Source organism: Actinocrispum wychmicini (genome assembly GCF_004345645.1).
In the GTDB taxonomy this organism is placed as follows: domain Bacteria; phylum Actinomycetota; class Actinomycetes; order Mycobacteriales; family Pseudonocardiaceae; genus Kibdelosporangium; species Kibdelosporangium wychmicini.
Map to the genome: position 1 here is coordinate 166238 of NZ_SLWS01000004.1, position 26156 is coordinate 192393.

Annotated in this window: 25 protein-coding genes; 21 read left to right on the forward strand and 4 right to left on the reverse strand. The window is 65.1% G+C overall.

All coding sequences use genetic code 11. The annotated features are described in order from the left end of the window. The 12 genes from EV192_RS18890 to EV192_RS18945 all read left to right on the forward strand — a co-directional run bounded on the left by EV192_RS18890 (position 1) and on the right by EV192_RS18945 (position 9668). Positions 1-990 (forward strand): inorganic phosphate transporter, encoded by a 990-nt coding sequence (locus EV192_RS18890; protein WP_132117112.1) that lies wholly within the window; start codon positions 1-3, stop codon positions 988-990. A 35-nt stretch (positions 991-1025) separates the two neighbouring features. After that, entirely contained in the window at positions 1026-1670 is a 645-nt protein-coding gene (gene phoU / locus EV192_RS18895; RefSeq protein ID WP_132117114.1) for a phosphate signaling complex protein PhoU, read from the forward strand. 2 nt (positions 1671-1672) lie between these two features. Beyond that, positions 1673-2380, forward strand: a complete 708-nt coding sequence (locus tag EV192_RS18900) for a GNAT family N-acetyltransferase (protein ID WP_132117116.1) — start codon at positions 1673-1675, stop codon at positions 2378-2380. Beyond that, on the forward strand, positions 2308-2979 hold the full coding sequence (locus EV192_RS18905; RefSeq protein ID WP_132117118.1) for a hypothetical protein: 672 nt from the start codon (positions 2308-2310) through the stop codon (positions 2977-2979). Before EV192_RS18900 ends, EV192_RS18905 begins: the two co-directional genes overlap by 73 nt. A 29-nt stretch (positions 2980-3008) precedes the next feature. Continuing rightward, positions 3009-3332, forward strand: coding sequence for an ArsR/SmtB family transcription factor (locus EV192_RS18910; RefSeq protein ID WP_207926130.1), 324 nt, complete (start codon positions 3009-3011; stop codon positions 3330-3332). Continuing rightward, entirely contained in the window at positions 3329-3811 is a 483-nt protein-coding gene (locus EV192_RS18915) for an SRPBCC family protein (protein WP_132117120.1), read from the forward strand. The genes EV192_RS18910 and EV192_RS18915 overlap by 4 nt, the downstream gene beginning before the upstream one ends. Then, positions 3812-4255: an SRPBCC family protein gene (locus EV192_RS18920; RefSeq protein WP_132117122.1), complete on the forward strand. Its 444-nt coding sequence runs from the start codon at positions 3812-3814 to the stop codon at positions 4253-4255. A gap of 147 nt (positions 4256-4402) precedes the next feature. Then, positions 4403-4993, forward strand: coding sequence for a class I SAM-dependent methyltransferase (locus tag EV192_RS18925; RefSeq protein WP_243726933.1), 591 nt, complete (start codon positions 4403-4405; stop codon positions 4991-4993). Between the two features lie 2036 nt (positions 4994-7029). Then, positions 7030-7356 (forward strand): hypothetical protein, encoded by a 327-nt coding sequence (locus tag EV192_RS18930; protein ID WP_132117124.1) that lies wholly within the window; start codon positions 7030-7032, stop codon positions 7354-7356. A gap of 110 nt (positions 7357-7466) precedes the next feature. Continuing rightward, a complete protein-coding gene (locus EV192_RS18935; protein WP_132117126.1) occupies positions 7467-7700 on the forward strand; it encodes a hypothetical protein in 234 nt (77 codons plus the stop codon). Then, positions 7701-7988 carry an integrase core domain-containing protein gene (locus tag EV192_RS18940; RefSeq protein WP_132117128.1) on the forward strand — a complete coding sequence of 96 codons (288 nt, stop codon included), beginning with the start codon at positions 7701-7703 and terminating at the stop codon, positions 7986-7988. 1017 nt (positions 7989-9005) lie between these two features. Beyond that, complete coding sequence (locus EV192_RS18945; protein ID WP_132117130.1) at positions 9006-9668, forward strand: group II intron maturase-specific domain-containing protein; 663 nt, start codon at positions 9006-9008, stop codon at positions 9666-9668. A 1089-nt stretch (positions 9669-10757) separates the two neighbouring features. Here EV192_RS18945 and EV192_RS18950 read toward each other — a convergent pair. Beyond that, positions 10758-12092, reverse strand: coding sequence for a condensation domain-containing protein (locus EV192_RS18950; RefSeq protein WP_132117132.1), 1335 nt, complete (start codon positions 12090-12092; stop codon positions 10758-10760). A 1213-nt stretch (positions 12093-13305) separates the two neighbouring features. On the opposite strand from EV192_RS18950, the gene EV192_RS18955 reads away from it, so the two are divergent. After that, positions 13306-14352 (forward strand): ParB/RepB/Spo0J family partition protein, encoded by a 1047-nt coding sequence (locus tag EV192_RS18955; RefSeq protein WP_132117134.1) that lies wholly within the window; start codon positions 13306-13308, stop codon positions 14350-14352. Positions 14353-14862: 510 nt separating this feature from the next. Here EV192_RS18955 and EV192_RS18960 read toward each other — a convergent pair. Then, a complete protein-coding gene (locus EV192_RS18960) occupies positions 14863-15864 on the reverse strand; it encodes a ParB/RepB/Spo0J family partition protein (RefSeq protein WP_243726934.1) in 1002 nt (333 codons plus the stop codon). A gap of 314 nt (positions 15865-16178) precedes the next feature. On the opposite strand from EV192_RS18960, the gene EV192_RS53920 reads away from it, so the two are divergent. From EV192_RS53920 to EV192_RS55870, 8 genes are all read left to right on the forward strand, one after another. Then, positions 16179-16601 carry a hypothetical protein gene (locus EV192_RS53920; protein ID WP_207926131.1) on the forward strand — a complete coding sequence of 141 codons (423 nt, stop codon included), beginning with the start codon at positions 16179-16181 and terminating at the stop codon, positions 16599-16601. After that, positions 16598-18022 carry a class I adenylate-forming enzyme family protein gene (locus EV192_RS18965; RefSeq protein ID WP_165960475.1) on the forward strand — a complete coding sequence of 475 codons (1425 nt, stop codon included), beginning with the start codon at positions 16598-16600 and terminating at the stop codon, positions 18020-18022. The genes EV192_RS53920 and EV192_RS18965 overlap by 4 nt, the downstream gene beginning before the upstream one ends. A gap of 1 nt (position 18023) precedes the next feature. Beyond that, positions 18024-19226 carry a type III PLP-dependent enzyme domain-containing protein gene (locus tag EV192_RS18970; protein ID WP_132117139.1) on the forward strand — a complete coding sequence of 401 codons (1203 nt, stop codon included), beginning with the start codon at positions 18024-18026 and terminating at the stop codon, positions 19224-19226. Beyond that, on the forward strand, positions 19219-19458 hold the full coding sequence (locus tag EV192_RS18975) for a phosphopantetheine-binding protein (protein WP_207926132.1): 240 nt from the start codon (positions 19219-19221) through the stop codon (positions 19456-19458). The genes EV192_RS18970 and EV192_RS18975 overlap by 8 nt, the downstream gene beginning before the upstream one ends. After that, positions 19455-19838 (forward strand): hypothetical protein, encoded by a 384-nt coding sequence (locus EV192_RS18980; protein ID WP_132117143.1) that lies wholly within the window; start codon positions 19455-19457, stop codon positions 19836-19838. The genes EV192_RS18975 and EV192_RS18980 overlap by 4 nt, the downstream gene beginning before the upstream one ends. 169 nt (positions 19839-20007) lie before the next feature. Continuing rightward, a complete protein-coding gene (locus tag EV192_RS18985) occupies positions 20008-20952 on the forward strand; it encodes a hypothetical protein (RefSeq protein ID WP_132117145.1) in 945 nt (314 codons plus the stop codon). 174 nt (positions 20953-21126) lie between these two features. Beyond that, on the forward strand, positions 21127-21909 hold the full coding sequence (locus EV192_RS18990) for an aminotransferase class IV family protein (protein ID WP_132117147.1): 783 nt from the start codon (positions 21127-21129) through the stop codon (positions 21907-21909). 87 nt (positions 21910-21996) lie between these two features. Beyond that, positions 21997-22272 carry a helix-turn-helix domain-containing protein gene (locus tag EV192_RS55870; protein ID WP_279493839.1) on the forward strand — a complete coding sequence of 92 codons (276 nt, stop codon included), beginning with the start codon at positions 21997-21999 and terminating at the stop codon, positions 22270-22272. Positions 22273-22437: 165 nt separating this feature from the next. Here the strand turns inward: EV192_RS55870 and EV192_RS19000 are convergent, their stop codons facing one another. Together EV192_RS19000 and EV192_RS19005 are read right to left on the reverse strand one after the other, a co-directional pair. After that, positions 22438-24228 (reverse strand): ABC transporter ATP-binding protein, encoded by a 1791-nt coding sequence (locus EV192_RS19000; RefSeq protein ID WP_207926133.1) that lies wholly within the window; start codon positions 24226-24228, stop codon positions 22438-22440. Next, a complete protein-coding gene (locus EV192_RS19005; protein ID WP_132117149.1) occupies positions 24225-26057 on the reverse strand; it encodes an ABC transporter ATP-binding protein in 1833 nt (610 codons plus the stop codon). The genes EV192_RS19000 and EV192_RS19005 overlap by 4 nt, the downstream gene beginning before the upstream one ends. Positions 26058-26156: the final 99 nt, after the last annotated feature.

The window sequence follows — 26156 nt, forward strand, 5'->3', positions numbered from 1 at the left end:
GTGAGTTCGGCGGATCTGGTGCTGCTTGTCCTGATTGTCCTTTCTCTGGCGTTCGACTTCACCAACGGTTTCCACGACGCCGCGAACGCGATCGCCTCGGCGGTATCGACCAAGGCGCTGTCCCTGCGCGGGGCGTTGGTGCTGGCCGGAATCATGAACCTGGCCGGCGCGCTGGCCGGCACCGGAGTGGCGGTGACCGTCGCCAAAGGCGTGATCAGCACACCGACCCACGGGGTGACCGTGGTGATCGCGGCCGTGCTCGGGGCGATCACCTGGAACCTGATCACCTGGTACTTCGGCCTGCCCTCGTCGTCATCGCACGCGTTGATCGGCGGCCTGGTCGGCGCCGCACTGGCCTCGGCGACGACCGTGCAGTGGGGCGGCGTGGTCGAGAAGGTCGTGCTGCCGATGGTCATCTCGCCCGCTGTCGGGTTCATCCTCGGCTACCTGGTGATGACGGGGATGCTCTGGCTGTTCCGGTCCGCCGACGCACATCGCGTCAGCCGTGGGATGCGCCGGGCACAGATCCTGTCCGCGGCGAGCCTGGCGTTCGGGCACGGCCTGCAGGACGCGCAGAAGAGCATGGGAGTGATCGTGCTCGGCCTCGTGATCACCGGCCGGCAGACGGGATTCGACGTGCCGTTCTGGGTGATCGCGCTGTGCGCGCTCGCACTCGCCGCCGGAACATATGCGGGCGGTCTGCGGATCATGCGGACCCTCGGCCGGCGAATCTTCCCGCTCACGCCGCCGTACGGCTTCGCCGCCGAGATCTCCGCGTCCTCAGTGCTTTACCTGACCGCGTTCGTGTTCGCCGCACCGATCTCCACCACCCACGTGATCACGTCCGCGATCATGGGCGTGGGCGCCACCCGCCGTCGCTCCGCCGTCCGCTGGGCAGTGGCCGGCAACATCGTCGCCGGGTGGGTACTCACCCTGCCCGCCGCTGCCGCCGTCGCAGCCCTCACCTATGCCCTGACACGCCTCTTCTGACAGGTACGTAACGGGCATCGCTAGGCTCATTGTCCATGCGAGAGACCTTCCACGGCGAGTTGACTCGGCTGCGCGAGCAGTTGGTCGCGATGTGCGCGTTGGCCGCCCAGGCGATGCAGCAGGCCAGTCAGGCGTTGCTGACCGCTGACCTCGGCCTGGCCGAGCAGGTGATCAGCGGCGACACCGCGCTGGACCAGGCCCGCGGTAACTGTGAGGCGAACGCGCACAGTCTGCTGGCGTTGCAGGCCCCGGTCGCTGGTGACCTGCGGAGCATCCTGGCCGCGGTCTACTCGGCGGAGAAGATCGAGCGCATGGGCGATCTGGCCGCCCACGTCGCCGATACCGCCCGCTTCAGTCACCCCAACCACGCGGTACCCGCTGACCTTGAGGACCCGTTCGCCGAACTGGGCAGGATCGCTGCTGGGATGGCGGACCGGCTGGGTGAACTGATCGACCAGCCCGGTGTCGAGGGCTACGCCGAGCTCAACGAGACCGACCACGCCGTCGATGCCCTGCACGCCCAGGTGCTGGCCACGATCACCGGCTCCGGCTGGCCACACGGCGTGCGCTCGGCCACCAGCCTGGCCCTGTTGGCCCGCTTCTACGAACGCTTCGCCGACCAGACCGTCTCGGTCGCCAGGCGGTTGGACTTCGCCACGACGGGCGAGATCCCCACGTAGTCGTGGTTGACGAGGCTCCGCCGCCGTCATACTCCCTGTCCTCGGTGGAGTTCTCGTGTGTCCTGCCGATGCTGCATGGACTGACCACAGTGGACTGGCCAACGGAACGCCGGGATACGTCCGGGCATCGCTGGGTCGCCGAGACCTCCGTCTACGTCGCCGACGGCCACCGCGGCCGAGGAGTCGGCAAAGCCCTGCTGGCACAAGGAAGTCACCGCCGCCGCCCCCGCCGGACTCCGTGGCGGTCTGTGATCTACGTCCGGGACCTGCTCATCGCCGCGGGCGTGCTCCCGCCGATCGACCGGTTCCTGTTCCTGTTCGAGCAGTGGCTGCCCGGATGGCTGGCCGCGATCGACGATCCTGATCACCGCAAGATCTTGAACCGCCACGCCGCGTGGCACGTCCTGCGCAAACTCCGCCGCGTCGCTGCCGACGGGCCGATCGGTGGTTACCGCAACAACAACGCGCGTCAGCAACTGAAGATGGCCGCGGTGTTCCTGACCGACCTTGCCGACCGCGGCCGTGATCTGGCCGGCTGCACCCAGGCCGAACTCGACCGGTGGTTCGCCGGGCACCCGACGGCCACCGATCAGAGCCTGTCCGGCCATTCCTGCGCTGGTGCGTCGAGCAGCGCCGGATGCCCAGGCTCCGGCTGCCGCCCACCGCGCGCACCGGTGGGGCTCCCATCGACCAGCAGCGCCTGGCACTGATCCGGCGGGTACTCATCGACTCGGCCGTGCCCGACGTCGACCGGGTGGTTGGGCTGCTGATCCTGCTCTACGCGCAGCCGCTGAACCGGATCGCCCGGCTTACGGTCGATGACGTCCTGGTCGACGGGGACGACATGCTGCTGCGGTTGGGCGACCCGCTCACACCGGTACCGGAGCCGTTCGCCGAGGTGTTGGCCCGCTACGTCGCCCACCGCTCGAACCAGACCACCGCGACCAACCCCAACAGCCGACTGTTGTTCTCCGGTCGCCGAGCTGGCCAACCGATGCACACCACGTCCCTGCGGCTACATCTACGGAACCTTGGGATTCCCAACATGGACAGCCGCAGCGCCGCCATCGGAGCCCTGCTGCTGCGGGCTCCCGCACCGGTCGTGGCCGGGATGCTCGGCTACCACGTCGTGCGCACTGAGGCCATTGCCGCTGATGCCGGCGCCACCTGGAAGCGCTACGCAGCCGGTGACCACGCACGACGCGCGGTTACCGCACCGAGTGTGGGCACGCCACAGTGGACGCGTAGGGGATCACCTGCCTGGCCGGGAACCGGGCTGATGTTCGAGGGAACGATCTTCTTGACCTGAGCGCTTCGGTAAGTAAATACTTACCGTTCGTGGACGCTAACCAAGTCGGCGACGGATGGGACGCGCTGGGAGATCGCACCCGGCGTGCCATCGTCGCGTGCCTGGCCGAGCGGCCCCGGGCCGTAGGTGAACTTGCCGACGAGTTACCGGTCAGCAGGCCTGCGGTGTCCCAGCATCTGAAGGTGCTCAAGGACGCGGGGCTGGTCACCGATCGGATGGCTGGCACCCGCCGGATTTATCGGCTCAACCCGGCCGGCGTGGCCGCGTTGCGTGATCAACTCGACACATTCTGGAACCGGGCGCTGACCGGCTATGAGGACGTCGTCGAACAACCGACAGAGGAGAGTTCATGACCCAGGCAGCGACCGCGGTGGTCCGCAAGCAGCTCGTCGTCGAGGCTCCGCTCGAGCGCGCGTTCACGGTGTTCACCGAGCGGTTCGGGGACTTCAAACCGGCGGAGCACAACCTGCTCGGTGCGGAGATCGCCGAGACCGTGTTCGAGCCGCGGGTCGGCGGCCATATCTATGATCGCGGCGTGGACGGCAGCGAGTGCCGCTGGGCGCGCGTTCTCGCTTACGAGCCACCGGACCGTGTGGTGTTCAGCTGGGACATCGGCCCGCAGTGGCAGATCGAGACCGAGCCGGACAACACCAGCGAGGTCGAGGTCCGGTTTGTCGCCGAGACTCCGCAGCGCACCCGGGTGGAGCTGGAGCACCGCAACATCGATCGGCACGGCCCGGGTTGGCAGGCTGTCACCGACGGCATCGCAGGCGACGCGGGATGGCCGCTGTACCTGGCCCGGTACGCCGCCCTGTTGACGGAGGCCGGCTGAATGTCACCGATCATCACGAGTACCGAGGTGGACCGGGCGGCGGAGGACGTTTTCGCCTACGCCACGGACCCGACTCGCTTCTCCGAATGGCAGCAGGGTGTCGTGGACGGCCGGATGGACGACTCTGGTACCCCGAGCGTGGGGACGCGATGTCTCACGACCCGGCGTATCGGCTTCGCCAATCGGCAGGTCACCGCCGAACTCGCGCACATCGACCCACCGAAAACCTGGGGTGTGCGCGGTATTGACGGGCCTATCCGGGCCGTTGTGGACGTCACCGTCGAGCCGCTGACCGATACTCGGTCACGCTTGACCATCGCGATCGACTTCGAGGGCCACGGCATCGGCAAGGTCCTCGTGCCCCTCGTCGTTCGCTCCGGAGCACGCAAGGAGATGCCGGCCAATCTGGCGACGTTGAAACAGCGGCTCGAGGGCGCGACATAGGGGTCAGGAACGTTCGTCCGAGCTGGGTCGCGGCCTCCCGGCGCCGCCGATGGGAAGTGAAGACCGTGACGCCACACGAGCGGGACGATCAGCTTGCCCACGCCCAGCGTGCGCACTGGCAGTCCACTTACAGCACCCCATCCCGGTATGTACGGCGAGACGCCATCCGCCCCGGCCCGCCACGCCGCAGGCGTCTTCCGCGCAGCGCAGGCCCGCGATGTACTGGAACTGGGCACTGGGCACGGCCGCGACGCGCTGCACTTCGCCCGCGAGGGATTCATCGTCCAGGCCACCGACTTCAGTCCCGCCGGCCTGCAGCAGCTTGAGGACACCGCCCGCGATCAAGGCATCGAGCAGCGGGTCACCACGGTGGTGCACGACGTACGCGACCCGCTGCCGCTGCCCGACGCCTCCGTCGACGCTGTCTTCGCCCACATGCTGCTGTGCATGGCCTTGTCCACCAAGGAAATCCACGCTGCGGTGGCCGAAGTCCAGCGCGTCCTACGGCCCGGCGGGGTGTTCGTCTACACCGTCCGTCACACCGGCGACGCGCACTACGGCGCCGGCATCCCCCACGGAGACGACATCTACGAACACGGCGGCTTCGCCGTGCACTTCTTCGGCCGCGACCTGGTCGACGCCCTCGCCGACAGCTGGAATCTGACTGAGGTCCACGCCTTCGAAGAAGGCGACCTGCCTCGCCGCCTCTGGCGCATCTCCCAGGCCCTCCCGCGGTGACCGACACCCAGTATTGGTCTGTTGTGCGACACCCTGTCCGATCGTTCTCACAGCCGAAAAGCGAACACCTCACGGGGTGGTGACTGCCCCGGACTACCGCTAGTCAGCCATATCAGGCCCAATTCCGGATAGGCGACCCCGCCAGTAAGCGCTGGAACGAGACTTCCAGCGAGGATCGCAACGCCACGACGTGGACGATGCTGGACTCGACCGCACAGAACGGGATGGAATTGGACGGCACGGTGGAATCACTGGAAGCCATGACAAACCATCCTCCAAGCAGCACGGAAGCGAGTCCACACAGGCAGTGTCGACACCAACTCACGATCGATACGCGGGAATGGACGGACGGTACGCCTGGTCCGTCGAAGCGTGGAATCCCTCATCGGATCGTATTCGTCGCACGGAAACACATGCTGTGGTACCGGATTCGCTGGCCGTGGTTCGCGTTCTGTAATTGGGTACGACGGGTGATCTGTCACTGGGGTGATCACGATCCTCGTCAGGGTGGTTGCGGGGCAGCCCGCAGGGCATGGACATCGCCGGCTTACTGTGGCTGTCACGTGGTGGTGTATCGCTCGGGCAGCCGGCGTGCCAGCGCGATTTGCCCGATGGCTTCGACGTGCTGGTGGGACGCAGCTTCTGCACGGATCGAATTGCGTGGCCGGCCTGCAGTCCGGCAGGGTCGGCACGGTGGGCGAGAGTGTTCTGCTTTCAGAGTTTTGGCAAACCCAGATTAGGAAAGAGCGAGACCTGCTTGGTGCGGGTCGTCGATGACGGCAACGCGATCAACGCAGTCGGTTGAGCCAGCATGCTCGGCCTGGGCCGTTGATGGCTTCAGGTCATCCGATCGTGGTCTGGGTAATGGCCCGCGGCCGGTTTACCGTGAAGAGTATCGTGCCGCCGATTCATGATCCCGACCAGTTTCGGTGTGGCTGGGTTGCGGTCGAGTTGGTGGGCGGCCCGCACGACGGTGGCCGGGTGCGGGTGCGGACGCTGGATGGCCTGCCGGAGGACTCTGTGGTGGTCGATGGGATGACCTACCTGCGGCGGGACCGCACTGGGGGGACCGGCGCTGGTGGCGGCGGGTGGTGCTTCGACCTGGCAGACTAACCGCTCACCGGTGAGTGCAGCTGGCGCTGGGTCCAGTGGTGCGGTCTGTCGCTCGAGTGTGGCTGTGGGTCGTTTCCGCGCAGCCGGGCAGCGAATCACCTGGTGGCCTGGGGTCACCCGCGCAGGTGATCACGCTGGCATGAGCTGACTGCCCAGTTGGACCGTGAAGCGCGCCGGACAAGGGCTAAGGCCGGCGCCGGTTGGGTTTTTGGCTCTGCGCAGGACCTCCTGCTGACCTTGGGGGCCTGGTTCGTCGCCGCCACCGACCTGCATTCCGACACGACCTACGCGGCCCCGCGACACAAGCGCGCGGCACACGCGGCATGGTCTATGCCGAGGGCTACTACTTCGCAGACGGTAACGTCCACCTTGGAGCGTGGTGTGCCACGACCGCCGGTGAGATCCACTATGGACCGGCCGCGAACGCCTGCCGTGGAGTGGCCATGCCGGCGAGTTTCCGCCGCACGGTCACGCGGCGGACCGGCTCTGCTGGAGTGTTCATCACACAACCGAGGGACGACTTCCAACTGCTGCGCGCCGGCTTGCCACCGGGTGCCGTCCTCGACGTTGGCTACCAGCATACGGACGTCGACAGCTAATCACCTCGGCTCAGCACGGTCGTCAAGGGTGCCCTGTGCTTTTCGGGGATGAGCCCGGGAGCCGCCACGAAAGGTTGGGATAGGCAGCCTGCTGGATGTGGAAGCTCAGCCGCCGTGAGGCCAACCCGGCGATTTCCACTTAGCACGTGTCAGAACCTTTGTTCTCCCCGTAGGCGGCCGGTGTACTCCACAGGTGACGGGCGCTCGATCGGGTGCAACTTGAGCTCGGATGGGGGAAGGCCGGTGCTGACCGGGCGGTCCACGGTCCAGTCTGGACGCGATCCGTATGTCCGCTGAGCGCTTGCCGATTGGGAGGACTTCCCCATGCGTGCTCGTCACCTCACCGCTGTCGTCGCCGCCGTGGCCCTTGCTGTGGGCATACCCGCGTCGGCGAACGCCACAACCGGCGACTTTCTGTACAAAGCCGGGCCCCTTCCCGGGGTCCTAACGGGGCTCGCCGACCCGGAAAGCGGGGTATGCATCGACCTGCCCGACATCGGAGACCATCCGGGATATGCGCCGGAGAACTTGACCACATCGACCGCCACGGTGTTCCTGGACGCCGGCTGCGAGGGCGATGTCTTCCGCGTGATGAACCCCGGAAAGAGACTCGGCGATCGACTGAAGCTGCGTTCGGTCGTCTTCTCCTGAGCCAGGAGCCCTGTCTCGGTGGTCGGGTCGCGCGGTTGGGCCGCGTTCTGGCCCCAGGTCTCCCCGCCGCCTCCAGATGTCATGGGGCAGGCCGTGCACCACGTTCTCCCGTGTCAGCCAAGGACAGCGTTCGTCGCCGTTCGCGGCCTCGGCCGTACACCTTTGGCGACGACAACATCTCCGCGAACGTGATCATGGCCAAGACCGGGCACAAGGGCCCGCAGTCGGTGCAGCGCCAGCTTGGTTCGCTGACCTGCCGTCTTGTCCGCGCGCGGGTCGTGCGATCCTCACAAACCGCGTTGTTGCGACTGACGTACTTGATCACGGTGCAGTTGTTCCGTTGATTGGATCTACTCGCCCGACGCTCGGCCACCAAGGATGTCGAGATCCTGGTCCTGCGCCACGGGCTATCGGTCTTGCGCAGCCCGGTGCGTGCGCCCCGGGCGAACGCGATCGCGGAACGCTGGGTGGGCAGCGTGCGCAGGGAGTGTTTGGGCCGGTTGCTCATCGTCAACCGACGTCATCTTGAACAGGTGTTGGCCGAGTATGTCGAGCACTTCAACTGTCATCGACCGCACCGGGCGCTGAACCAGCGGACGTTCCCGCTGGTTAACGGCATGCCGTCGCCATAGAGGACGGCTACCGCGTGATCCTTCGAGTTGCCTATTTCGAGATCGAAGGAGAACACTCGATGGCCGCATCTGAGAGCCTGACGCTGTCGGTGATCTTCGATTGCGCCGTGAGGCGCTGTGGTTCGAGTGGAGGTGAGAGACCGCCACCGTTGGCCTGTCGCAGCGGGTCAGCATAGCTGAGGGCAGCCTGAGCCGGGTGGTGCCGGCGAGGGTGGGAGCAGCCCTGACAACGCCGGGACGTGTTCAGTACCGCCAGATGGCGCAGGTCCGGCAAGCGAGATGGAGAGGAGTACGCGAGGAACCGGCGTGACGACGTCCTTCAATACCGACACCGGCTCAAACCTGGCGGATCTGGGCCGTGCGCGGTGCGTCTCCTCGTCCGATATGGACGCGGGAACTCCCATTCTGGTGGTCGAGAGCGGGAATGGGAGGCCACGAGGAAAGTCTGCGGCGTACTCGTTGGCGAAGCCGCTGGGACATAGCCGGGCTCCTACTCCGACGAACGAATCACAGTGAACACGGGAACCACTTCAACCCGTCCAAGCGCAACCGGTGGATTTTCGGCGATCGGGGCACCGGCGCCTACCTGCCCAAGTTCGCTTGGACGAAGATCGTCCGACATTCGATGGTCGTTGGGAACGCCTCTCCCGACGACCCGGCGCTGACCGACTACTGGACTCAGCGCCGCCGCAGGCAGCCGCCCCCCGCCGCTGAGCGCGCCCGTCCGGCACCTCCTTGGTGTCCAACAAGGACGATGTGCGATCTGCGGCGGGCTTCTGCTGCATGCCGACCAATACCCGCAAAGCCCCCAGGAATGGGAGCAGTGGGTGCGCGTCACGCTGGTGGCGATCCGCAAGCAACACGCCATCACCATGGCGCATGGCACGTACGGTTCTGAGGGGGCGGCGGCGCGGTAACGTGCCGCCGCAACCCGACTCCTGTCCCCGCTGCTGGCAAACATCGCCCCGGTCGGCGCTCGACGAGCACCTGCACGGACCATGGAAACCAGGCGGGTTCATGTCCACCGAATCCCGGCGCGCGGTCCGTCGCCGCAAAGGGTTGTCGACGTGGCGGTTGGTCCGCTACGCCGACGACTTCGTCGCCCTGGTCTTTGGCAGCCAGGAAGACACTGCGGCGTTGCGCGAGGAGATCGCCACGGTGCTCGCGCCGATGGGGCTCCGCCTATCCGAGGCGAAGACCCAGGTCGTGCACATGGCTGAGGGATTCGACTTCCTGGGGTTCCACGTCCAGTGGCGCCGCAAGCGAGGCACGAACCGGTGGCACGTATGCGCCTTCATCGCTAACCGTCCTATTCGGTGGGTGAAAGCAAGGATACGTGCCCTCACAAACAGGTTGTCGCAGCAGAGCATGGGTTCCGTGCTGATCAGGCTCAACCAGATCATGCGCGGATGGGCCAACTACCTTAAGCACGCCGTGGCCAAGCACACCTTCGATATCCTGGAACACTTCGTCTGGTGGCGAGTGATCAGGATGCTGAGGATACGGCACCGCTGGAGGTGGAAGGATTCCCGTCGCCGGTTTGCCACGCCCACCGGGCGATGGCGACGACCGGCAATGGACGGGATCGAGCTGTTCAACATCGCAACGGTGCCGGTTACCCGATGCCGCTACCGCGCCAGCAACATCCCCAACCCTTGGACGCCTGCAAACCACGCCTGACAGTAGACATCGTGGAGAGCCCGTTGCGCTGAGAGGCGCACGGCGGTTCGGCGAGAGGTCCGGGGAAACGGACCGGGAGCAATCCCAGCACCGCGCCCCGGGCCCACTCAGCGATCAACATTCGGGCAGATCTTCGCTATATCCGGGACAGTCGGAATCGGTAAGACGTCCCTGGCGGTGCGGTGGGCCCACCGCACCGCCGAGCGATTCCCAGATGGGCAGTTGTACATCAACCTCCGCGGCTACGACCCCGGTCGATAGCGTCCGTTTCATGCGCGCCGGCGCGGTGTTCGGTGAGGGCGTGCTGGAGCGTTGCGGGGAAGCCATCCGCCCGTTGCTCGACGGCGTAGCCCGCGTCGACTCCATGCTTGTGGTCGGCCAGGCGTATCGCGTTCCTGGCACTCGAGGCGTGCGAAATGCCGCTTGCGGTCCAGCTGAGCAGTGAGCTCAAGAGTTCATGAAGCGCGGTCGCGGTGTCGCCTGCCGAGAAATCCGAAGCCTCGCTTGTCGTGGCCGGATCGCGCGGTCTTGGCAGCGCTGCCCGAATCCCTCCCAAGGTCCTACGTGCCGTCGAATTGTCACGCCGGGAACGTTGCTGCGCTGGCACCGCCGGTTAGTCGCCGCACGGTGGCGGCAGCCGAAACCACCGGGCCGTCCGCCGATCAGCGACGACCTGATCGCCTGATCGTGCGCCTGGCGAGGGAAAACCGGACCTGGGGTGCGGTGCGTATCCAGCGCGAGTTCGGCCTCCTCGGCTATCGGGTTGCCGCCTCGACCCATCCGCAAGATCCTCCGTGCCAACAGGATCTCGCCGCCGACGCACCACGACGATACCTGGCGCACCTTTCTGCGCGCCCCAGGCCGACAGTCTGCTGGCGATCAACTTCTTCCACATCGACACCGTGACGCTGAAACGCTTGTATGTCGCGTTCGTCATTGAGATCAACACACGTCGGGTCCACCTGCCCGGCGCCACCCAGCATCCGACCGGGCACTGGGTGGTTCAGGTGGCCCGCGGTCTCGCCGGTGATCCGGAGGAGGCCGGGCACCGATTCAGATACCTGATTCGCGACCGCGACGCCAAGTTTGTTAGCACGATTGGCTTTCCGTGCTGCGACGGATTAGATCAAGGATTTGATAACCAGCATCTTCTCCATGAAGCTTCACATCCCATGTGACAGCTACCCTTCGCCGGTCGCTATGCTCTTGCACTCTCAAGGTCAGCGGCGTCCCCCTGAAGAAACAGTCAATACCCCCATCCACGAATTTCCATTCGAATGGAGTGCGAAACTCTGAGTGATATGCGGACATCGTGGTGTAATTGGTCCAAACTCCGGGTGTGCGGCCTTTCGCGATGAGCATCTCGTCAAATACTTCGGGAGCGCCAATGTGTCGCAAAATACCGTAGCCAGCGCCGAGATTCGGCATGGCATGGAGGCTGGACTCGAGAAGTGCTCGATACGCTCGGTTGGCTGATGGGAGAATAACTGTACCCGACAGGGCAAACCATCCGACTGTATTGATCACCGTACGTGGAAGTATCCAATCTCGCAGTTGTAGAATATCTTGGCGGGAATGTCTGGCATGCGGATTTCGTTGTTGAAGTGATCGGCCATTGTGGACCAGTTCCGTCGCCACTGGGCCGCCGAAATAACTCGTTAGGGCCATACCTAAAACCGCCATGGAGCCCGAAAATGCCTCGGGCAAGGCGCGAGATTTAGATGTCTTGTTGAACGATTTGGTCGCTGTCAGTTTTCGCGGAACGATTGTCGGCGTCTTTCCGAAATCGGCTTGAGGAAGAGGGGTAAGGTCTTGCCAAGGCAGCTTTGTCCATTGGTCAAGTTCAACCCGCAACCCGGGAGATGAAGCGTATGAATTTATGATTTCCGCTGCGTCGCGATATGGGTATGCCTTTGGGGTCGCTACCTGCATGTCTCTCATTATCTGACGTGCCACAGTCGCGATGTCGGAGCACAATACGGATATCGACTGAAGATCGCACACCAAATGATGAACACAAATTAATAACTCTTTTTCGCCTTCCTGCTCACCGATGTTTTCTACAACTACGAACCGCACCATTGATGAGTGAATGTCGAGCGTCGAAGCGGCGTCAATCGCAATGCGACGTACGGCGGCTTCTCGCTCCGACGGAGGAAGATCTCGAAGACTGGCACGGTCCAGGCGAAAATTCTCTGATGCACAGGGTATGTACTGTTCCCAGCCGGTTTCGCCCTGTCGAAACGTCGCTCGCAACGCATCATGTTTCTTCCACACATAATCAACGGTCCTGACCACCGCGTCATATCTCATTTCGGCGGGCAGAATCTGTCTGACAATAAGTGGGAATCGATTTGGGTTGAGCATTGCAGGCGCGAGCAAGTTGAGATACGCGGCCTGATCCGTCAGCAATGGAACCTGCACGATGTGTCCACTTCATGTTGCTTGAGGCGACATCAGACACGCGAGGGACTATCTGGCAAGTTGTCGATTGTCCAACACGTGGCCCAAGAACCCCTTCGGGCGACCAGAGCCGCAATTTAACATGGCCTGGGTGGCGAGATTTCTTCCCCACTTGAACATAGCGTGCTGCGTCGCCCTGAGCAAGGCCGCAGCGGCGCTTTCCCAATTCGAGTTTCGCAGTTTGATGGGCATACGAGCCAGTCGAGTCAGGAGGCCGATGCGATGAAGGCGCCTGCGCGGCCGGGAGGCGCACGCCGTGCATAGCTACCTCGGCTCGGTGTCCTCGATGGATTGCACACTGGTCGCCCGAGCTTTCCGTGCGAGGGTTGCTGCTGGCGATCCGGCACATTGTGTCAACAGCATGTCCCGTGAGCGGCTGTGGCCGGCGCGGCGCCTATTGTTGTTCGCCAGCACGGTGACCTTGGCGTTGAACATTACCGAGCCGCTCATTTCCGGCCAGTCGACCACGCCACGTTTGATACGATTGGGCCGCTACTGCTGAGCGGATGGGCGGACTTCGCTCGGAGCAGGGCGGACGCCCTATTTCAGCCGATACGCTACGTCAACGTCTGGGCGCCGCACGGTCGAGAATGTTCGTCGCGGTTGGTGCCTGACACACGCTGAAGAACAGTGTATAGAGGCCGACCCGGCTGCGCCTGGCGCGGCCGGCTACCGTGTACCGCAACGCAGGTTCGATGGTGAACATGTGGAAGGGGTAGTCGTAACCGCACACGGTGGCTCGTGGCCGGTCGGCAGGTCAAGGGACGGTGGCTGCATTCCTAGGCTCTGGGCGGAGCAGGTTCTGCGTCCTTTCGGGTGATGCGCAACTGCGTAAGCCGTGCGCTTGAACGTCGGACGTGATAGGCGCGGGTAGGATAGTCTGCATAGGTAGTGGGCGCAACAGGCAAGTTTTCCGGATGAATCTTACCCTATTTTTCGCGGGCGTACCGCGTTAAGTCGATTCGTCCTGCCGGTCGGCCGGCCATCGTTCGAACTGCACGGCAATGCCGCGCGGTGATCCCGTCTCGATCTTGCCAGCGGGTGTGCCGACGGCATACCCTCGTGGTGAGGCGTTGACCGATCTGTGACACTCCGCATCCGATGACGCTGCTATTCGTGCCGTGAAAGCGGCACACACGGGGGTTGGCTGCATAGATTCTTGGGAGATTCGTCTATGTCGCATGTCCAATTCTATGGCGCGCCGTGGCAACAGGTCCTGGCGCACGAAGACGTTGGCAACGAGCTGGATGACACCGGCGGCAGCGAAGCCAGCGTACTAGTTCCAATTGATGCGCTCAAGTTGGCCAACTCGCCGCGCGTCCACGGCACGGACGCCGAGCACATCAGGTTGCTAACGGAGATAGGTGCCCCGCTGCCACCCATCCTGGTGCATCGGCAGACCATGCAGGTGATCGACGGCGAACACAGGGTTCGGGCCGCTGTGTTGCGTGGCGCGGACACCATTGCCGTCGAGTTCTTCGACGGCAATGAGGACGCCGCCTTTATCCTGTCCGTCCAAGCGAACCTCGCGCACGGCCTGCCGCTCTCGCTGGCCGACCGGAAGGCCGCCGCGGAACGCGTCATCGAGCGTCATGCCGAGTGGTCGGACCGGGGCATCGCCGCCGCTGTGGGGCTGTCCGCAGATGCCGTGGCCCGGCTCCGGCGTGGCTCCGCCACGGACAACGATGGGTCCACCGCGAGGATGGGGCGAGACGGGCGGGTCCGACCGATCGACTCGACGGCGGGCAGGTTGCGGGCCAGTCAGGTGCTGGCGGACAAGCCGCACGCGTCACTGCGGGAAATCGCGAGAGAAGCGGGGATCGCGGTCGGCACGGCTCGTGACGTTCGTGACCGTGTCGGACGAGGCATGGACCCAGTTCCCAGCAAAGCTCGCAGGACGACGGCCGTCGAGAGGGAACCGCCGTCCGGGCACGAGCCCGCCTTGGAACGAAGAACTCCGGTGCGGGGGTTGGCGGAGACCGATCCCGAGTCGGCCCTGCGATCGTTGAAGAACGACCCGTCGCTCAGGTTCACCGAATCCGGCCGGCGGCTGCTGCGGTGGCTGCACGACCATGCTTCGCGGCCGCAGGCCGACACCATACTGGCGTCATCCGTTCCATCGCACTGTGTCGTGCAGGTCGCGCACATAGCCCGTCAGTACGCGCAGATGTGGCACGGGTTCGCGGAGGTGCTGGAACAGCGAAGCCGCCAGGCGATGTAGCCCGCGATGGAAGAGAGGGTGTACGACCGACAGGCTCACCCGCCGGGCGCGATGGTACGGAGCAGGTCCTCGCGATACTGCGAGAGGTCTTGACGCACAGGCCGGAAGGGAACGAGATCTCGGTCTACGACCGGCTACCTGACCTCGGGATGACTTCGTCGTGGCTGATGCGGATCGTGCTGGAGGTCGAGCGCGAGTCCTACGTGGAGTTTCCCGACCCGGCGCTTATCGAGAAGACGTTCGCGTCTGCCCAGTCGCTCATGGCCGTCGTCGACAGCGGTTCATGTGGGACGCGATCCATACCACTGGCAGGGACTGCGCCGACTGGGACACGGCAGTCCGGCGCAAGCCCCCCAACCGATCCCGTGGACCTGGCGCGCCGCTTCGTGTTGCGCCATCCGATACTGCGATCCTCGATCACGGTCCTGCCCGGACGGCACGCCGGTTCAGCGCGTTCCTGCCGGTGCTGTGGAGCGCCGAGGGACGACAAGCACGGTGGGCCAGGCTCGTTTACATCGCCTGTTGGCCCTGCTGTTCAAGGACGTCCGCGAGGCTGTGCAACATCAGCGCATTGTGCCGGGCGATGTCCGCGATCAGCACCGCACAGTGTGGTGGGCTGGACGGGACCACCCATGAGTCCTCGGGTTTGAGTGCGTGCCCTTCCAGCCAGCGCAGCAACCGCCGCCCGGATTCGGTGAACCGGAGCGAAGGATCCTTTTTCAACGACTGCAGGGTGGCGGTCAAGGTGTCGAACCGCGCCTGTGCCTGTTCGAACTCGGTCTTCGGCGCCTCGTGCCCCTGCTCCGGCGGCGCGCCTTGTTCCTCGCGATGGTTGACCGGTGCCGGATCGAGTCCACGCCGAACACGATCTCGCACGTCCCGCGCCGTGCCGACCGCGATACCCGCCTCCTTCGCGATTTCGCGCAGGGACGCACGTGGCCGTTCGGCGAGGATACGGCTGGCCCGCAACCGGCCCTGCGTCGGGTCGATCGGCCGGACGCGACCGTCCCGCCCGATCCGTGCGGTCAACTCACCGCCGCCGGTGGCCGTTTCGCGCCGGATTGCGGACACGGCACCCGCGGACAGTCCTGCTGCCGCCGCGATGGCCCGGTCGGACCATTCGGGATGCTGGCGGATGATCTGCTCGGCGGCGGCCTTCCGGTCGGCCAGTGACAACGGCAGGCCGTGCGACAGGTTGGCGCTGACGGACAACAGGAAAGCACGGTCCTCGTCGCCGTCGAAGTACTCGACGGCGATGGTCTGCTCGCCGCGTAGGTTCGCCGCCCGCAGCCGATGCCTGCCGTCGATGACCCGCATCGTCTGCCGGTGCACCAGGATGGGCGGCAGCGCGGCGTCGATCTCGGCGAGCAGCCTCGTGTGCGCCGGGTTCTCCCCATCAAGGCGTGGCGACCCGGAGAAATCGAGTGTGCTGATGGGAACGTTGGCGTGGCACTTCGTGTACTGGTTCTGTTCAGCAGCCTCTCCGGCTACGGAACTACCGACTTCAATCAATTCGCCAGTGTCATCCTTCGGCATCAAATAAATCCCCCCAAAGAGATTTATGCGTCGGTGTCCGTCGGCGGCGATATTCACACAGTCTGACTAACTGACGTTTCTGCCTAACGTGCCGTAGTCATGGTACGCGTCAGCGCGTGACACGGTCAATCGTTCGTGTTCAACTGTCGGCGTTGGTCAGTTGACCAGCCGATACTGAGGGTGTGCACGGTTGCTTGACATCCTGGGCGAATTTGGCTTAGCGTCTGTCGCGCCACATATCGTGACCTGCGTGTAGCACGCTTTGTGTCCGCACATGGGGGAAGGAATGCATGGCGAAGCAGTATCCCACCGGTGCGGACGGCCGCGTTTGCCTGACCGATTTCCGGGTGGCCTTCGGTGAGCTGCTGACACTCGACCGGCTGATTGACGCGGATGTCGTCGACGACTTGAAAGTTCCGCGGAAATGGGGAATGACCGATGCCGCTGTCGCGGCCGGACTGTGCCGCAAGGCGGCTTCCGTCGTAGTGGTGACCGCCGATCGGGTTGTTCCGGGACACCGGGTACTGACCGACAGTTTGTCGCTGCTCCGCGACGCGGCCGCGTCGTACACGTTGACCGCTCTGCGTGTACTGACCTCCGGATCGGGTGTGAAAAACCAGTTCGACCGCGACAGGCACTGCCACTCTACGGATCTGGTGCGTGGCTGGGATTCCCGACTGCAAGAGGGCAGACTGGCAGGTCCACGCTCATGACGCGTCAAGTGCCGTCGCCGCGCCTTTCTGATCTGCTGCACCGGTCCGCCGAACGACGCCCGGACGCGGTGGCGATCGTCGAGGACGGCACCGAGGTGACGTACGCCCGATTGTCGACGCACGTCACGGATTTCGCGCGATCCCTCGCCGGAGAGGGAATCGGCTTGGGCAGCAGGATCCTGGTCAGCGCGCGCAGCGCGGTGCGGACGACGGTTTCCCTCTATGCTGCGGCGGAGCTCGGCGCGACGGTGTCGGTGATCGGTAACCGCTACAGCGACACCCAGCGCGCGATGATCGAGCAGGACTTCACGCCGCATCTCATCCTGACCGAGCAGACCTCCGAACCTGGTCCGGGCGGCGCGGGCGAGCAGGCCGGGAACCCGGCGCTGGTCATCTACACCTCTGGTTCGTCGGGGCGACCTGGCGGTGTGATCTGCTCACGGGAGGCGGTGTCGTTCAGTGTCACCGCCATCCAACACATGTTGGGCTACTTACCTGGCGACCGCGTCCTCGCGATCCCGCCGTTCTCCTTCGACTATGGCCTGTACCAACTGTTTCTGACCGTGGCTGCCGGAGCCAGCCTGGAGGTGGTCGCGGCGGGGGACGCGGTCGCCACTTTCGCCAGAGCGGGCCGTCGACGGCCTACCGTTCTTCCGGTACTGCCCGCGCTCGCCCGGTCCTGCATGCCGATCGCGGCTCGTTGGCCCAAGCCCGTTCGAGACGGCGTGCGGCTGATCACCAGTACCGGCGCGCATTGGGATGACGTCACTCGCGCCGAACTGCGGGATCTGTTCCCGCACGCCGGTCTGGTGTCGATGTACGGACTCACTGAGTGCAAGCGGGCGTCGATCTCCACTGTGGACGAGGACTTGCGCGCGCCGGGTACCGTCGGTCGCCCTCTGCCCGGTACGACCGTGTGGATCGAGCGATCCGATGGTGTGTGGGCCGCCCCCGGCGAAGTCGGTCAGATCGTGGTGCAGGGTCCGAACGTGATGCGCGGCTATTGGGGCGATCCGGTCCGCACCCATGCTGTGTTCGTTGAGCGTGCGGGCGGCCGTGTCCTGTTGACCGGAGATGACGGTCACCTGGATGCCGAGGGCAGACTTTACGTGCATGGCAGGCGTGACGGTCAGGTCAAGATCCGTGGTACCAGAGTCGCCGCCGCCGAGATCGAACGTGCCGTCGTCGGCCTTGAAACCGTCAGCGCGGCCGCACTGGTTCCCGGGCCCCAAGGTGGTGAGCCTGTGCTGTACGTCGAGGGTGTGGCGTCGGACCCGTTGATCCGACGCCACCTGGGCGGAGAGGTCGGTGCGTGGAAGGTGCCCAACGACATCCGTGTGCTGGCCCGCTTCCCGGTCAACGATCGCGGCAAGATCGACCTGGCCGCGCTGCGTGAGCTCGCCGCGGCGCGGGAGAGTTGACATGTCCCTTTCCAATGACCAACTGCTCGTGCTTGCCGCGCGGCTGGGTACCCCGTTGTACACGTACGACCTGGCGCGGGTTCGGTCCGCGGCGGCGCTGCTGCGGACCGAGCTGCCGGCCGACGCCCGGGTCTTCTACTCGCTGAAAGCCAATCCCCATCCCGGAATCGTTGCGGCCTGTCTGGCCGAGGGTTTGGGGGTCGAGGTGAGCAGCGAGGGGGAGTGGTCCTCGATCCCGGATGGCACGCCCGCGACATCGGTCATCTACTCCGGCCCCGGCAAGACCCGCGGCCAGCTCACCGACTTTGCCAAGCGGTGGGATGGCTACGTGACCGTGGAGAGCTTTCGTGAGCTGGCAGAGGTCCGCGCGGTCGGTGGGTTCGCCGGAATCCTTTTGCGGGTCAACATCACGTCCGCGCACACGGGTGCCTCGCTGACCATGTCGGGCCGGCCCAGCCAGTTCGGCATCGATGACGCCGACCTGATGAGCGCGTGGTCAACCCACGACCTCGGCGCGGGCGACGTGGTGGGGTTCCAGGTCTATGCGATGTCCAACCAGACGGACGTGCGGATTCTCGCCGCCACGGCCGGAGAGGCGTTACAGTTCGTACGGGAGATGACCCGCAGGTTCGGTTTCCGGCCGGCCATAGTGGACCTGGGCGGTGGATTCCCCGCACCGTTCGGCCGACCTGGCGTGCTTGGTCTAGCTGGTCTACGTGCGGCCTTGCTGACCGAACTCGCCGCCGCACCGACAGACGCGCAACTGGTGTTCGAATCCGGGCGGTTCCTCAGTGCGACGGCCGGCAGTTTGTACGCAAGAGTGCTGGATGTGAAGTCCTCCAAGGGTAGGGAGTACGTCGTCCTCGACGCGGGCGTGAACTGCGTCGCGGGGTTGCAGGCGAGCGGGCGCACACTGCCCGTGCCGGTGGGTATCGAGGTCGTGCACCGTTGTTCACAGGCAGGTAGGCAACGGCCGATGACTGTGACCGGGCCGCTGTGTACCCCGTTCGACGTGCTCAACAGGGAAATTCTACTGGATGTCATGCCCGGAGACCTGGTCCGGGTGCCGAATGTCGGGGCATACGGCCTGTCCGCCAGCGCGGTCGGATTCCTGTCCCGTCGACTTCCCGCTGAGGTTGTTGTGGACGGAGCGAAAGTCATTGGTGCGACCAGAGTGACGATGGTAAGGGGTGGCTGTGGTTGACAACGACGCCGTGATTGCGGCGATCCGCAAGGTCTGTGGCCTCGACGCCGACACCGTGCTGCCGCCGGATGCTCCGTTGTGGGAGATGGGCATGGACTCGTTGCGTATCGTGGAACTGGTGATGCTGTTGGAGAGCGAGTTGGACATCACTTTCCCCGACGAGTACCTGGTCGGAGACACATTCGCCACCGTCGAGTCCACCCTGGACGTGGTGTGGAGGTTTGCGACATGAGCCTGTCTGGTCCCATCGCCGAGGCGATCAAACGCATCGGCGAACGGGCCGTGGAGGCTGACGCGGATGCCGAGTCGCGGCCTCCGTTGTCGAGGACGCGACCGGGGGCCGGCCCGGAGACTGTTCGGCGTCGGATGGCTGTTGGGGCTGCGCTCGCGCGAGCTGTGCGGGAACTGGAGTCCGTGGCCAGGTTACTGCTAAGGCACCAGGGTGAACTATGGTCCACTGAGGACCTGCGGGTGGCGGAACACCTCACCGTGCGGTCCAACATCGTCCAGCGTGGCAAGATTCAGGCGCACGTCGCTGTCAACTGGTCGCGAACCGGCCGATGGTGGGCCCGGTACTGCTGGCTGGCCGGAGCAGTTCGCGAGAGACTGTGAGTTCCCTCGAGTTCGCGCTCCTCGACAAGCTTCGTCGGCTTGAACGCAGTAAGCGCGCCACCCCGTTCCGTGCTGTGTGCCTGTTGCCCCACCCGCAACGGCATATCAACGGCCGGTCGACCTCGGCCACGTGATGACTCTCGGAACGTCGCGGTGAGCAGGAGGAAGAGTGAGTCAAGAATCGCCGCAGATGGTCGTCGCCCGCATCCGTACCGTCGGCGATCAGCATCGCAATTTCTCCGTCGTGCGTGCCGGTATTCAGCACAAGTACGGCATCGATGACGACTTGGTGGAGACGCTGCTCGATCTGGGACTGCCTCATCGCCGTACTGGTGGTGGGCTGCTGTTCGACCAGTTCGACCTCGAGAATGTGTCGTCGAGCCTGGACCTCGACTGTCCGGAGCGGGTTCTCCTGAGGCGGTGGAGCCGGTCGCTCGGCGGCGGCCTGCAACACGAACGCGGGGCGTACGAGATCCGGCTCGACTGGCGATGCCCAGCGCCGGGGCACGTCGGGGCCTGCCAGTTCACCGTCGGGCCATCGGCGGCGGCCATGATGCCGGGTGACTTGTCTGAACCGCTTACCGGAAGCTCCCTGGTCAGGCGGGCCGAGCCGCTGCATCAGGCCCACGACTTCGGGTCAGCCTTGAACGAGGTGGTAGCGGCCGCGCGCCGGCTGATGTTTCACCGGATTCCTGAGGCTTTCACCCAGGACCTTGGTTACGTCGCCGACACTGGGCTGGCCGATTGCCAACTGGCCAACATGTATCTGAGGAAAATAGCAGAAGATGTTGGCTTGACGGTCCGGCCCGCCGCTGGGCTGTTCGTTGGCGTTCCGTTTCCAGCTCGGCACGTCTGGTTCGAGGTGTTGGTCAGTGACCGATGGGTGGCTGCCGACCCCTTCTTTCTGCACACACTCACGTGCTGGGGCCTCATCAGGGCTGAGGACTGGCCGCTGCACCACTCTCCCCGCAATGTTCTGGTCCGTCTTGCTGCACTGCCAACAGTCGACAGGCGCTTCATCATCCATGATGGACAACTCGCACCGGTGCGGATCCTAGCGCGATGGGTACCGGCCTCAACCGGCGATGAACTAGCCGGCGAACAAGCACGATGATGTGTACCGACGGCGGGAGTCCATCGACGAGCTGGTTGAGGCCGGTGCTGCCACAGTTGTGGCGTCGGATCTTGCCCGCGGCGTGGTCACGACCGCCTTCCGCTGACGAACCGCGTCGCTCGGAACAAGCAATTCTGTACGGCCTCGGCCATTGATGGATGGGAAGCTGAAGGCATGGAACTGAACGGCGAACGCGCGACCGCTGATCAGGTCAAGGTTCTGGCACTGACAAACTACGGGCACTTCACGTCAATGCTTGTGCAGGGACAACGTGTCCGGGGTTTGTCCCTCCACATGCAACGGTTGGCCCGAGACTGCCGGCAGATCTTCGACGCGGAGTTGGACGTGGACCGTGTGCGGCACTGCGTTCGGCACGCTCTTGGGGACGACAACCAAGCGATCATTGTGCGTGTGACCGTTTACGATCCGACGCTTGACCTGGGCACGATCGGCACCGACGCCTCCCCTCAGGTGCTCGTAACCACGCGAACGGCTCTGCCGCAGGGAGAGCCCAAACCGTGGCGCCTACAGGCAGCCTGCTACCACCGGGAAATTCCGGCAGTGAAGCACATCGGCTTGTTCGGCGCGCTCCGACTTCGTCGAGCCGCCCAGCGAGACGGCTTCGATGACGTGCTGCTCCTGAACGCGGACGGGACAATCGGCGAGATCGCTACCTCGAACATCGGTTTCGTCCGGGATGGACAGATCGTGTGGCCACGGTCTGAGTACCTTGCCGGCATCACGATGACCTTGCTCCACCAGGCATTGGATGAGCAGGTGGTAACGGAGCCACTGACTCCCGCCGACTTGGTCGGCATGGACGCGGCGTTCGCGACCAACGCCGTGACAGGGGTCAGGTCGGTTATCGCCGTCGAGAGTACCCAGTGGGCCAGCGATCACAAGACGCTGCGCGAGTTGCGTGAGCTGTACGCGGACATCCCCGCCGAACACCTGTAGTGGCGGTCAAGATCGAGCTGCGCTCGTCCGAGGGAGAGCAGCGACGTAGTGACAGTACAACGCTGGTCTGGTGTCGAGGTCCGTGCGGTGTGCGACGCGAAGTGGATAAGCATCCGCGAGTTTGCCGTGCACCTTGGCGTCAGCGAGCGCATGATCTCGAAGTGGGAGGCGGGACGGCAGAACATCACGCCGCGACCGGTGAGTCAGGCTGCATTGGGCACGTGCCTGTCGCGGTCGGACTCGCGGACGCCGACCACCCGGTTGCTTTGGCCACATGAACCCATGCAGCGGCATACGCTGCGTGGGCAGGTCAGGAACTCCCGTCTCAGTCCGCTTCTGTTCAAACCTCCCCTACTGTCATAGCAGTATTATCCACCAGGGCAAACGTACCTGCACGAACCCCGCCGGGACGCCCAGAAGCGGAATTGAGAATCGCCCTGGGCGAGTTGGCCATCTCGATCCGGCACGACGGGGCGCCGTGTCCGAATTTCCCCTCGTCGGACAGGCGACCTTTGTGCCACGTCGTCCTCAGGTCGTGTAGGCCGCCGCTTGGATTTGGTACAGGTCGGCGTAGCGGCCTCCGTCGAGGGCGCTCAGTTCGCCGTGGGTGCCGGACTCGACCAGTCGGCCCCGGTCGAGGACGAGGATCAGGTCGGCGCCGGTCACCGTGGAGAAACGGTGCGAGACGACCACGGTGATTGCCCCGGTGTGCTCGGCGAGTTGACGTGCGCGTTCCATCTGGCGCTCGAAGATGGCGTGCTCGCTGGGGGCGTCGAGGGAGGCGGTGGGCTCGTCAAGGACGAACAGCAGAGGACCGTCCCGCATGACAGCCCGCGCGAGTGCGACCCGCTGCCACTGGCCCTCAGAGAGTTCGACGCCGCCGAGTTCGCGTCCGAGTTGGGTGTCCATGCCCTGGGGGAGCCGCTCTACAAGGGACGTGGCGTCGGCGTCTCGCACCGCACGTGTGATGCGCTCGCGGTCGGTCAGGTGCGGCAGGTCGCCGAGGCCGACGCCCTCGGCGAAGATGGTCTTCAAGCGTCCGAAGTCCTGGAACGCGGCGCTGATGTGCGAGCGCCAGTCGGCGGTGTCGAGGTCGGCGAGGTCCGTGCCGTCAATGGTGATCCGGCCGTCGTCCGGTCGGTAGAACTTGGCGAGGAGCTTCACCAGGGTGGTTTTGCCCGATCCGTACTCGCCGACGATCGCGACCACGGTTCCCGCCGGGATGCGGACGCTGACGTCGTCGAGGGCGAGGCGGTCCATACCGGGGTAGCGGTAGGAGACGTGCTCGAAGGCGATGCCCTTGTCCAGCCGGGCGGGGGAGGGGGCGGTGCCGACCGTGCGGGCCATCTCGGCGGCGGCGTACTCCCTCAGCCAGAAATATGACTCGATGGCTGTCCTCGTCGCGAGCGTGCTCGCCGTGCGGCCGACCGACTGCTGCACGGTATGCCGCAGGCCGGACGCAACGGTGACGGCCATCACCACATCGCCCGCGGTGCCTTGGCCCTGCGCTGCCTGGTAGGCGACCAGGGCGAGTGCTCCGACGAACCCGCAGGCGAACACCGCCCAGCCGCCGAACTTCCACCTCGCGGCACGCATCCGTGCCCGGTAGCGCAGGTGCGCCGCCTCGTCCCAAGCCGCGGCCTGCCTGCGGGCGATCTCCTCGCTGGCGCCCGCCACGCGGATGTCCTTGCCGCTGTCGGCTCGGGTGCCGAGTTGAAAGAGGTGACGCTGAAGCCGGAACACCTCGGCGGTCGCCGTCTCGGTGTCCACCACCGCTTGCTTTCCGCGATGGTCGAACCACAGTGGGAGGGCCGCGAACGGCAGGAGGAACAGCAGCCAAGGGCTCACGGTGCCCAGGATCAGGAGCGTGACGCCCAGTTGCAGTCCTGACCGGGCGGCCATGACCAGGTGCCACAGGCTGATGGAGATCTGCCAGCTGTTGTCGCGTGCTCCTTCCAGTCTGTCCAGGAAGTCGGTGCGCTCCAGGTGATCCAGGCCCTCGATCCCGGCGATCCACCCTTGGATCTGCGGACGCAACTCCAAGTTCGTCTTGTCCGACAACAGTGGCAACAGGTCCCAGATCGTCTGCTGGAACGTCACGGTCACGCCGTAGCAGACGGCCGCGCCGCAGGCCGCCGCCACAGCCGTGCCCAGCGTGCCGTGGGCGCTGGCGTCGATCACTGCACGCAACGACAGGGCGATCCCGGCCGCGGCCGCGATGGTCAGCGCGCAGACGCCGAACATCGCGGCCGTCGCGGCCGGAGCCCGCCGCCTGGAGATCCTCAGCATCTCGGCCCACAGAGCCAGGTAGCGCCTCACAGCAGTTCGCCCTCCTCGATCGTGTGCCGATAGCCCTGCTGGAAGCGCTCCGCCTGGATCGCGAACATCTTGGCGTAGTCGCCGCCAGATGCGATCAGCTCGTCGTGGCTGCCGGATTCGGTGATCCGGCCGCCGCCGAGCAGCACGATTCGATCAGCCTGGCGCACCGTCGACAGGCGGTGCGAGATCAGTACGACACCGGCATCGTCGCGATGTTCGGCCAGCCGCTGGAAGACTTCGAATTCGGTGCGGACGTCCAGGTGGGCGGTCGGCTCGTCGAGCACGAGAAGTTCCGCGCCCGTATACAGCGCGTACAGCGCCCGGGTCAGCACGACCTGCTGCCATTGGCCACCGGAAAGATCCACGCCGCCCGTGCGCGTGCGTGCCAGCGGCGTTTCCCAGCCGTCAGGAAGGCGGTCAAGGACCGGTCGTAGTCCTGCGTCCCGCGCTGCTGCCTCCAAAACGGTCGGGTCCGGTACGACGCCGGGGCGGCCGAGAGTGACATTGTCGGCGGCTGACAGTTCGTACTTGACGAAATCCTGGAAGACCACGGATATCCGCTCCCGCCAGGCTCTGGCCTCCAGTTCGGCCAGGTCCTGGCCGTCGCCGACGAGGATGCGTCCGCTGGTCGGCTTGTAAAGGCCGGAGAGCAGTTTGATGAGAGTTGACTTGCCTGCCCCGTTGAGTCCGACGATTGCGAGCAGCTCGCCGGGGCGGATCTCCAGGTCGAGTCCATCGAGTACGGCATGTGTCGTTCCCGGGTAGGTGAACCCGACCCGCTCGAAACGGACATGACTGGAGGAGCCGGTGTGGGCCGGGGCCGCGGGCGGCGGACGCTGGGCGTCCTTCCCGAAGACCTCGGCCAACTCGTCATACGCCTTCAGGGCTTCGAGCCCCGCCAGCCGGGTCAGCGCGCTTTCGCCCGGCCCGATCATCGTGAACAGCGCCGCTCCAGCCGTCAACACCGCAGTCTCTGTCGCGAACGAACCCTGCCCGTTAACTGTGCCCGCCGCCACGGCCGTGATCGCGATCAGCAAGGGGGGTGCCGCCAACAGAAATAGCCACAACTGACCACAGATATTACGCTGCCACAAGGCAAATATGGGCTGACAGCGGACCACGTGTTGCCGCCGCAGCCTACGCACAGCCCAGTCGCCAAAGCCGAACACCCGCATGTCCTTTCCCACTCCCGCCGAGACGAGCGTTTCTTGCCAGCGGTCGGCCCTCAGGAGCTCATCGAGCTGAGCCCGCCAGAGCCGGACGAATTTCAATCGCTGGCGATAGCGCAGCCGGACACAGATCAGCGAGGGAATCAGCAGCAACGGAACCAGCCACCAGGCGAACTGAGCGACGACGAGGCAGGTGGCGACGACCCCTATGGCATCCGCCGCCTGATCGAGCCCCGCCAGGGCGGCCTGCCCCGGCGTGCGTTGCGTGTACTCGTCAGGGTCCGCCTTGGCCCGCTGAATCAGGTGCTGCGCCTCGGGCTGTTCCAGGAGGTCGATGGTCGGGCTGCTCGCCACCAAGCGGGTCACCGCCGCGCGGTGTGCCCCGTCGATCCGCTGCTGCGTCAGATAAGCCAACGGCTCCACCACGGTCTCCGCCGCATGACTCACGAACAACACCGCACCGAACGCCGCCAGCGGCAACAGCACGGTACTGAAACCCCCGGTGCCGTTCAGCGCCGTCACCCGACCCACGAGCAGTCCCACCACCATGGCGGTTGCCGCCGGAATCAGCCTCTCTACCAACCGGATGACGGTGATAACAACCGCGATTCCCTTTCCCGCTGACCACATCACCCGCAGCAGACGAAGCGTGTCTCCCATGCGGTGTCCTCTCGCCAAAGAATTCCCCTGAACAGCCTGGCCGCCGAACTCAACGCGCGTCCCCGGGATTTCCCCAGGGAGAACTTGTCACAGCGGCTC

What these genes read in the sequence shown, in the direction of transcription:
- phoU (WP_132117114.1), top strand. Translation starts at nt 1,026, where the DNA reads ATGCGAGAGACCTTCCACGGCGAGTTGACTCGGCTGCGCGAGCAGTTG.
- EV192_RS18905 (WP_132117118.1), top strand. Translation starts at nt 2,308, where the DNA reads ATGCCCAGGCTCCGGCTGCCGCCCACCGCGCGCACCGGTGGGGCTCCC.
- EV192_RS18915 (WP_132117120.1), top strand. Translation starts at nt 3,329, where the DNA reads ATGACCCAGGCAGCGACCGCGGTGGTCCGCAAGCAGCTCGTCGTCGAG.
- EV192_RS18920 (WP_132117122.1), top strand. Translation starts at nt 3,812, where the DNA reads ATGTCACCGATCATCACGAGTACCGAGGTGGACCGGGCGGCGGAGGAC.
- EV192_RS18925 (WP_243726933.1), top strand. Translation starts at nt 4,403, where the DNA reads ATGTACGGCGAGACGCCATCCGCCCCGGCCCGCCACGCCGCAGGCGTC.
- EV192_RS18930 (WP_132117124.1), top strand. Translation starts at nt 7,030, where the DNA reads ATGCGTGCTCGTCACCTCACCGCTGTCGTCGCCGCCGTGGCCCTTGCT.
- EV192_RS18945 (WP_132117130.1), top strand. Translation starts at nt 9,006, where the DNA reads ATGTCCACCGAATCCCGGCGCGCGGTCCGTCGCCGCAAAGGGTTGTCG.
- EV192_RS18955 (WP_132117134.1), top strand. Translation starts at nt 13,306, where the DNA reads ATGTCGCATGTCCAATTCTATGGCGCGCCGTGGCAACAGGTCCTGGCG.
- EV192_RS53920 (WP_207926131.1), top strand. Translation starts at nt 16,179, where the DNA reads ATGGCGAAGCAGTATCCCACCGGTGCGGACGGCCGCGTTTGCCTGACC.
- EV192_RS18965 (WP_165960475.1), top strand. Translation starts at nt 16,598, where the DNA reads ATGACGCGTCAAGTGCCGTCGCCGCGCCTTTCTGATCTGCTGCACCGG.
- EV192_RS18970 (WP_132117139.1), top strand. Translation starts at nt 18,024, where the DNA reads ATGTCCCTTTCCAATGACCAACTGCTCGTGCTTGCCGCGCGGCTGGGT.
- EV192_RS18980 (WP_132117143.1), top strand. Translation starts at nt 19,455, where the DNA reads ATGAGCCTGTCTGGTCCCATCGCCGAGGCGATCAAACGCATCGGCGAA.
- EV192_RS18990 (WP_132117147.1), top strand. Translation starts at nt 21,127, where the DNA reads ATGGAACTGAACGGCGAACGCGCGACCGCTGATCAGGTCAAGGTTCTG.
- EV192_RS19005 (WP_132117149.1), bottom strand. Translation starts at nt 26,057, where the DNA reads ATGGGAGACACGCTTCGTCTGCTGCGGGTGATGTGGTCAGCGGGAAAG.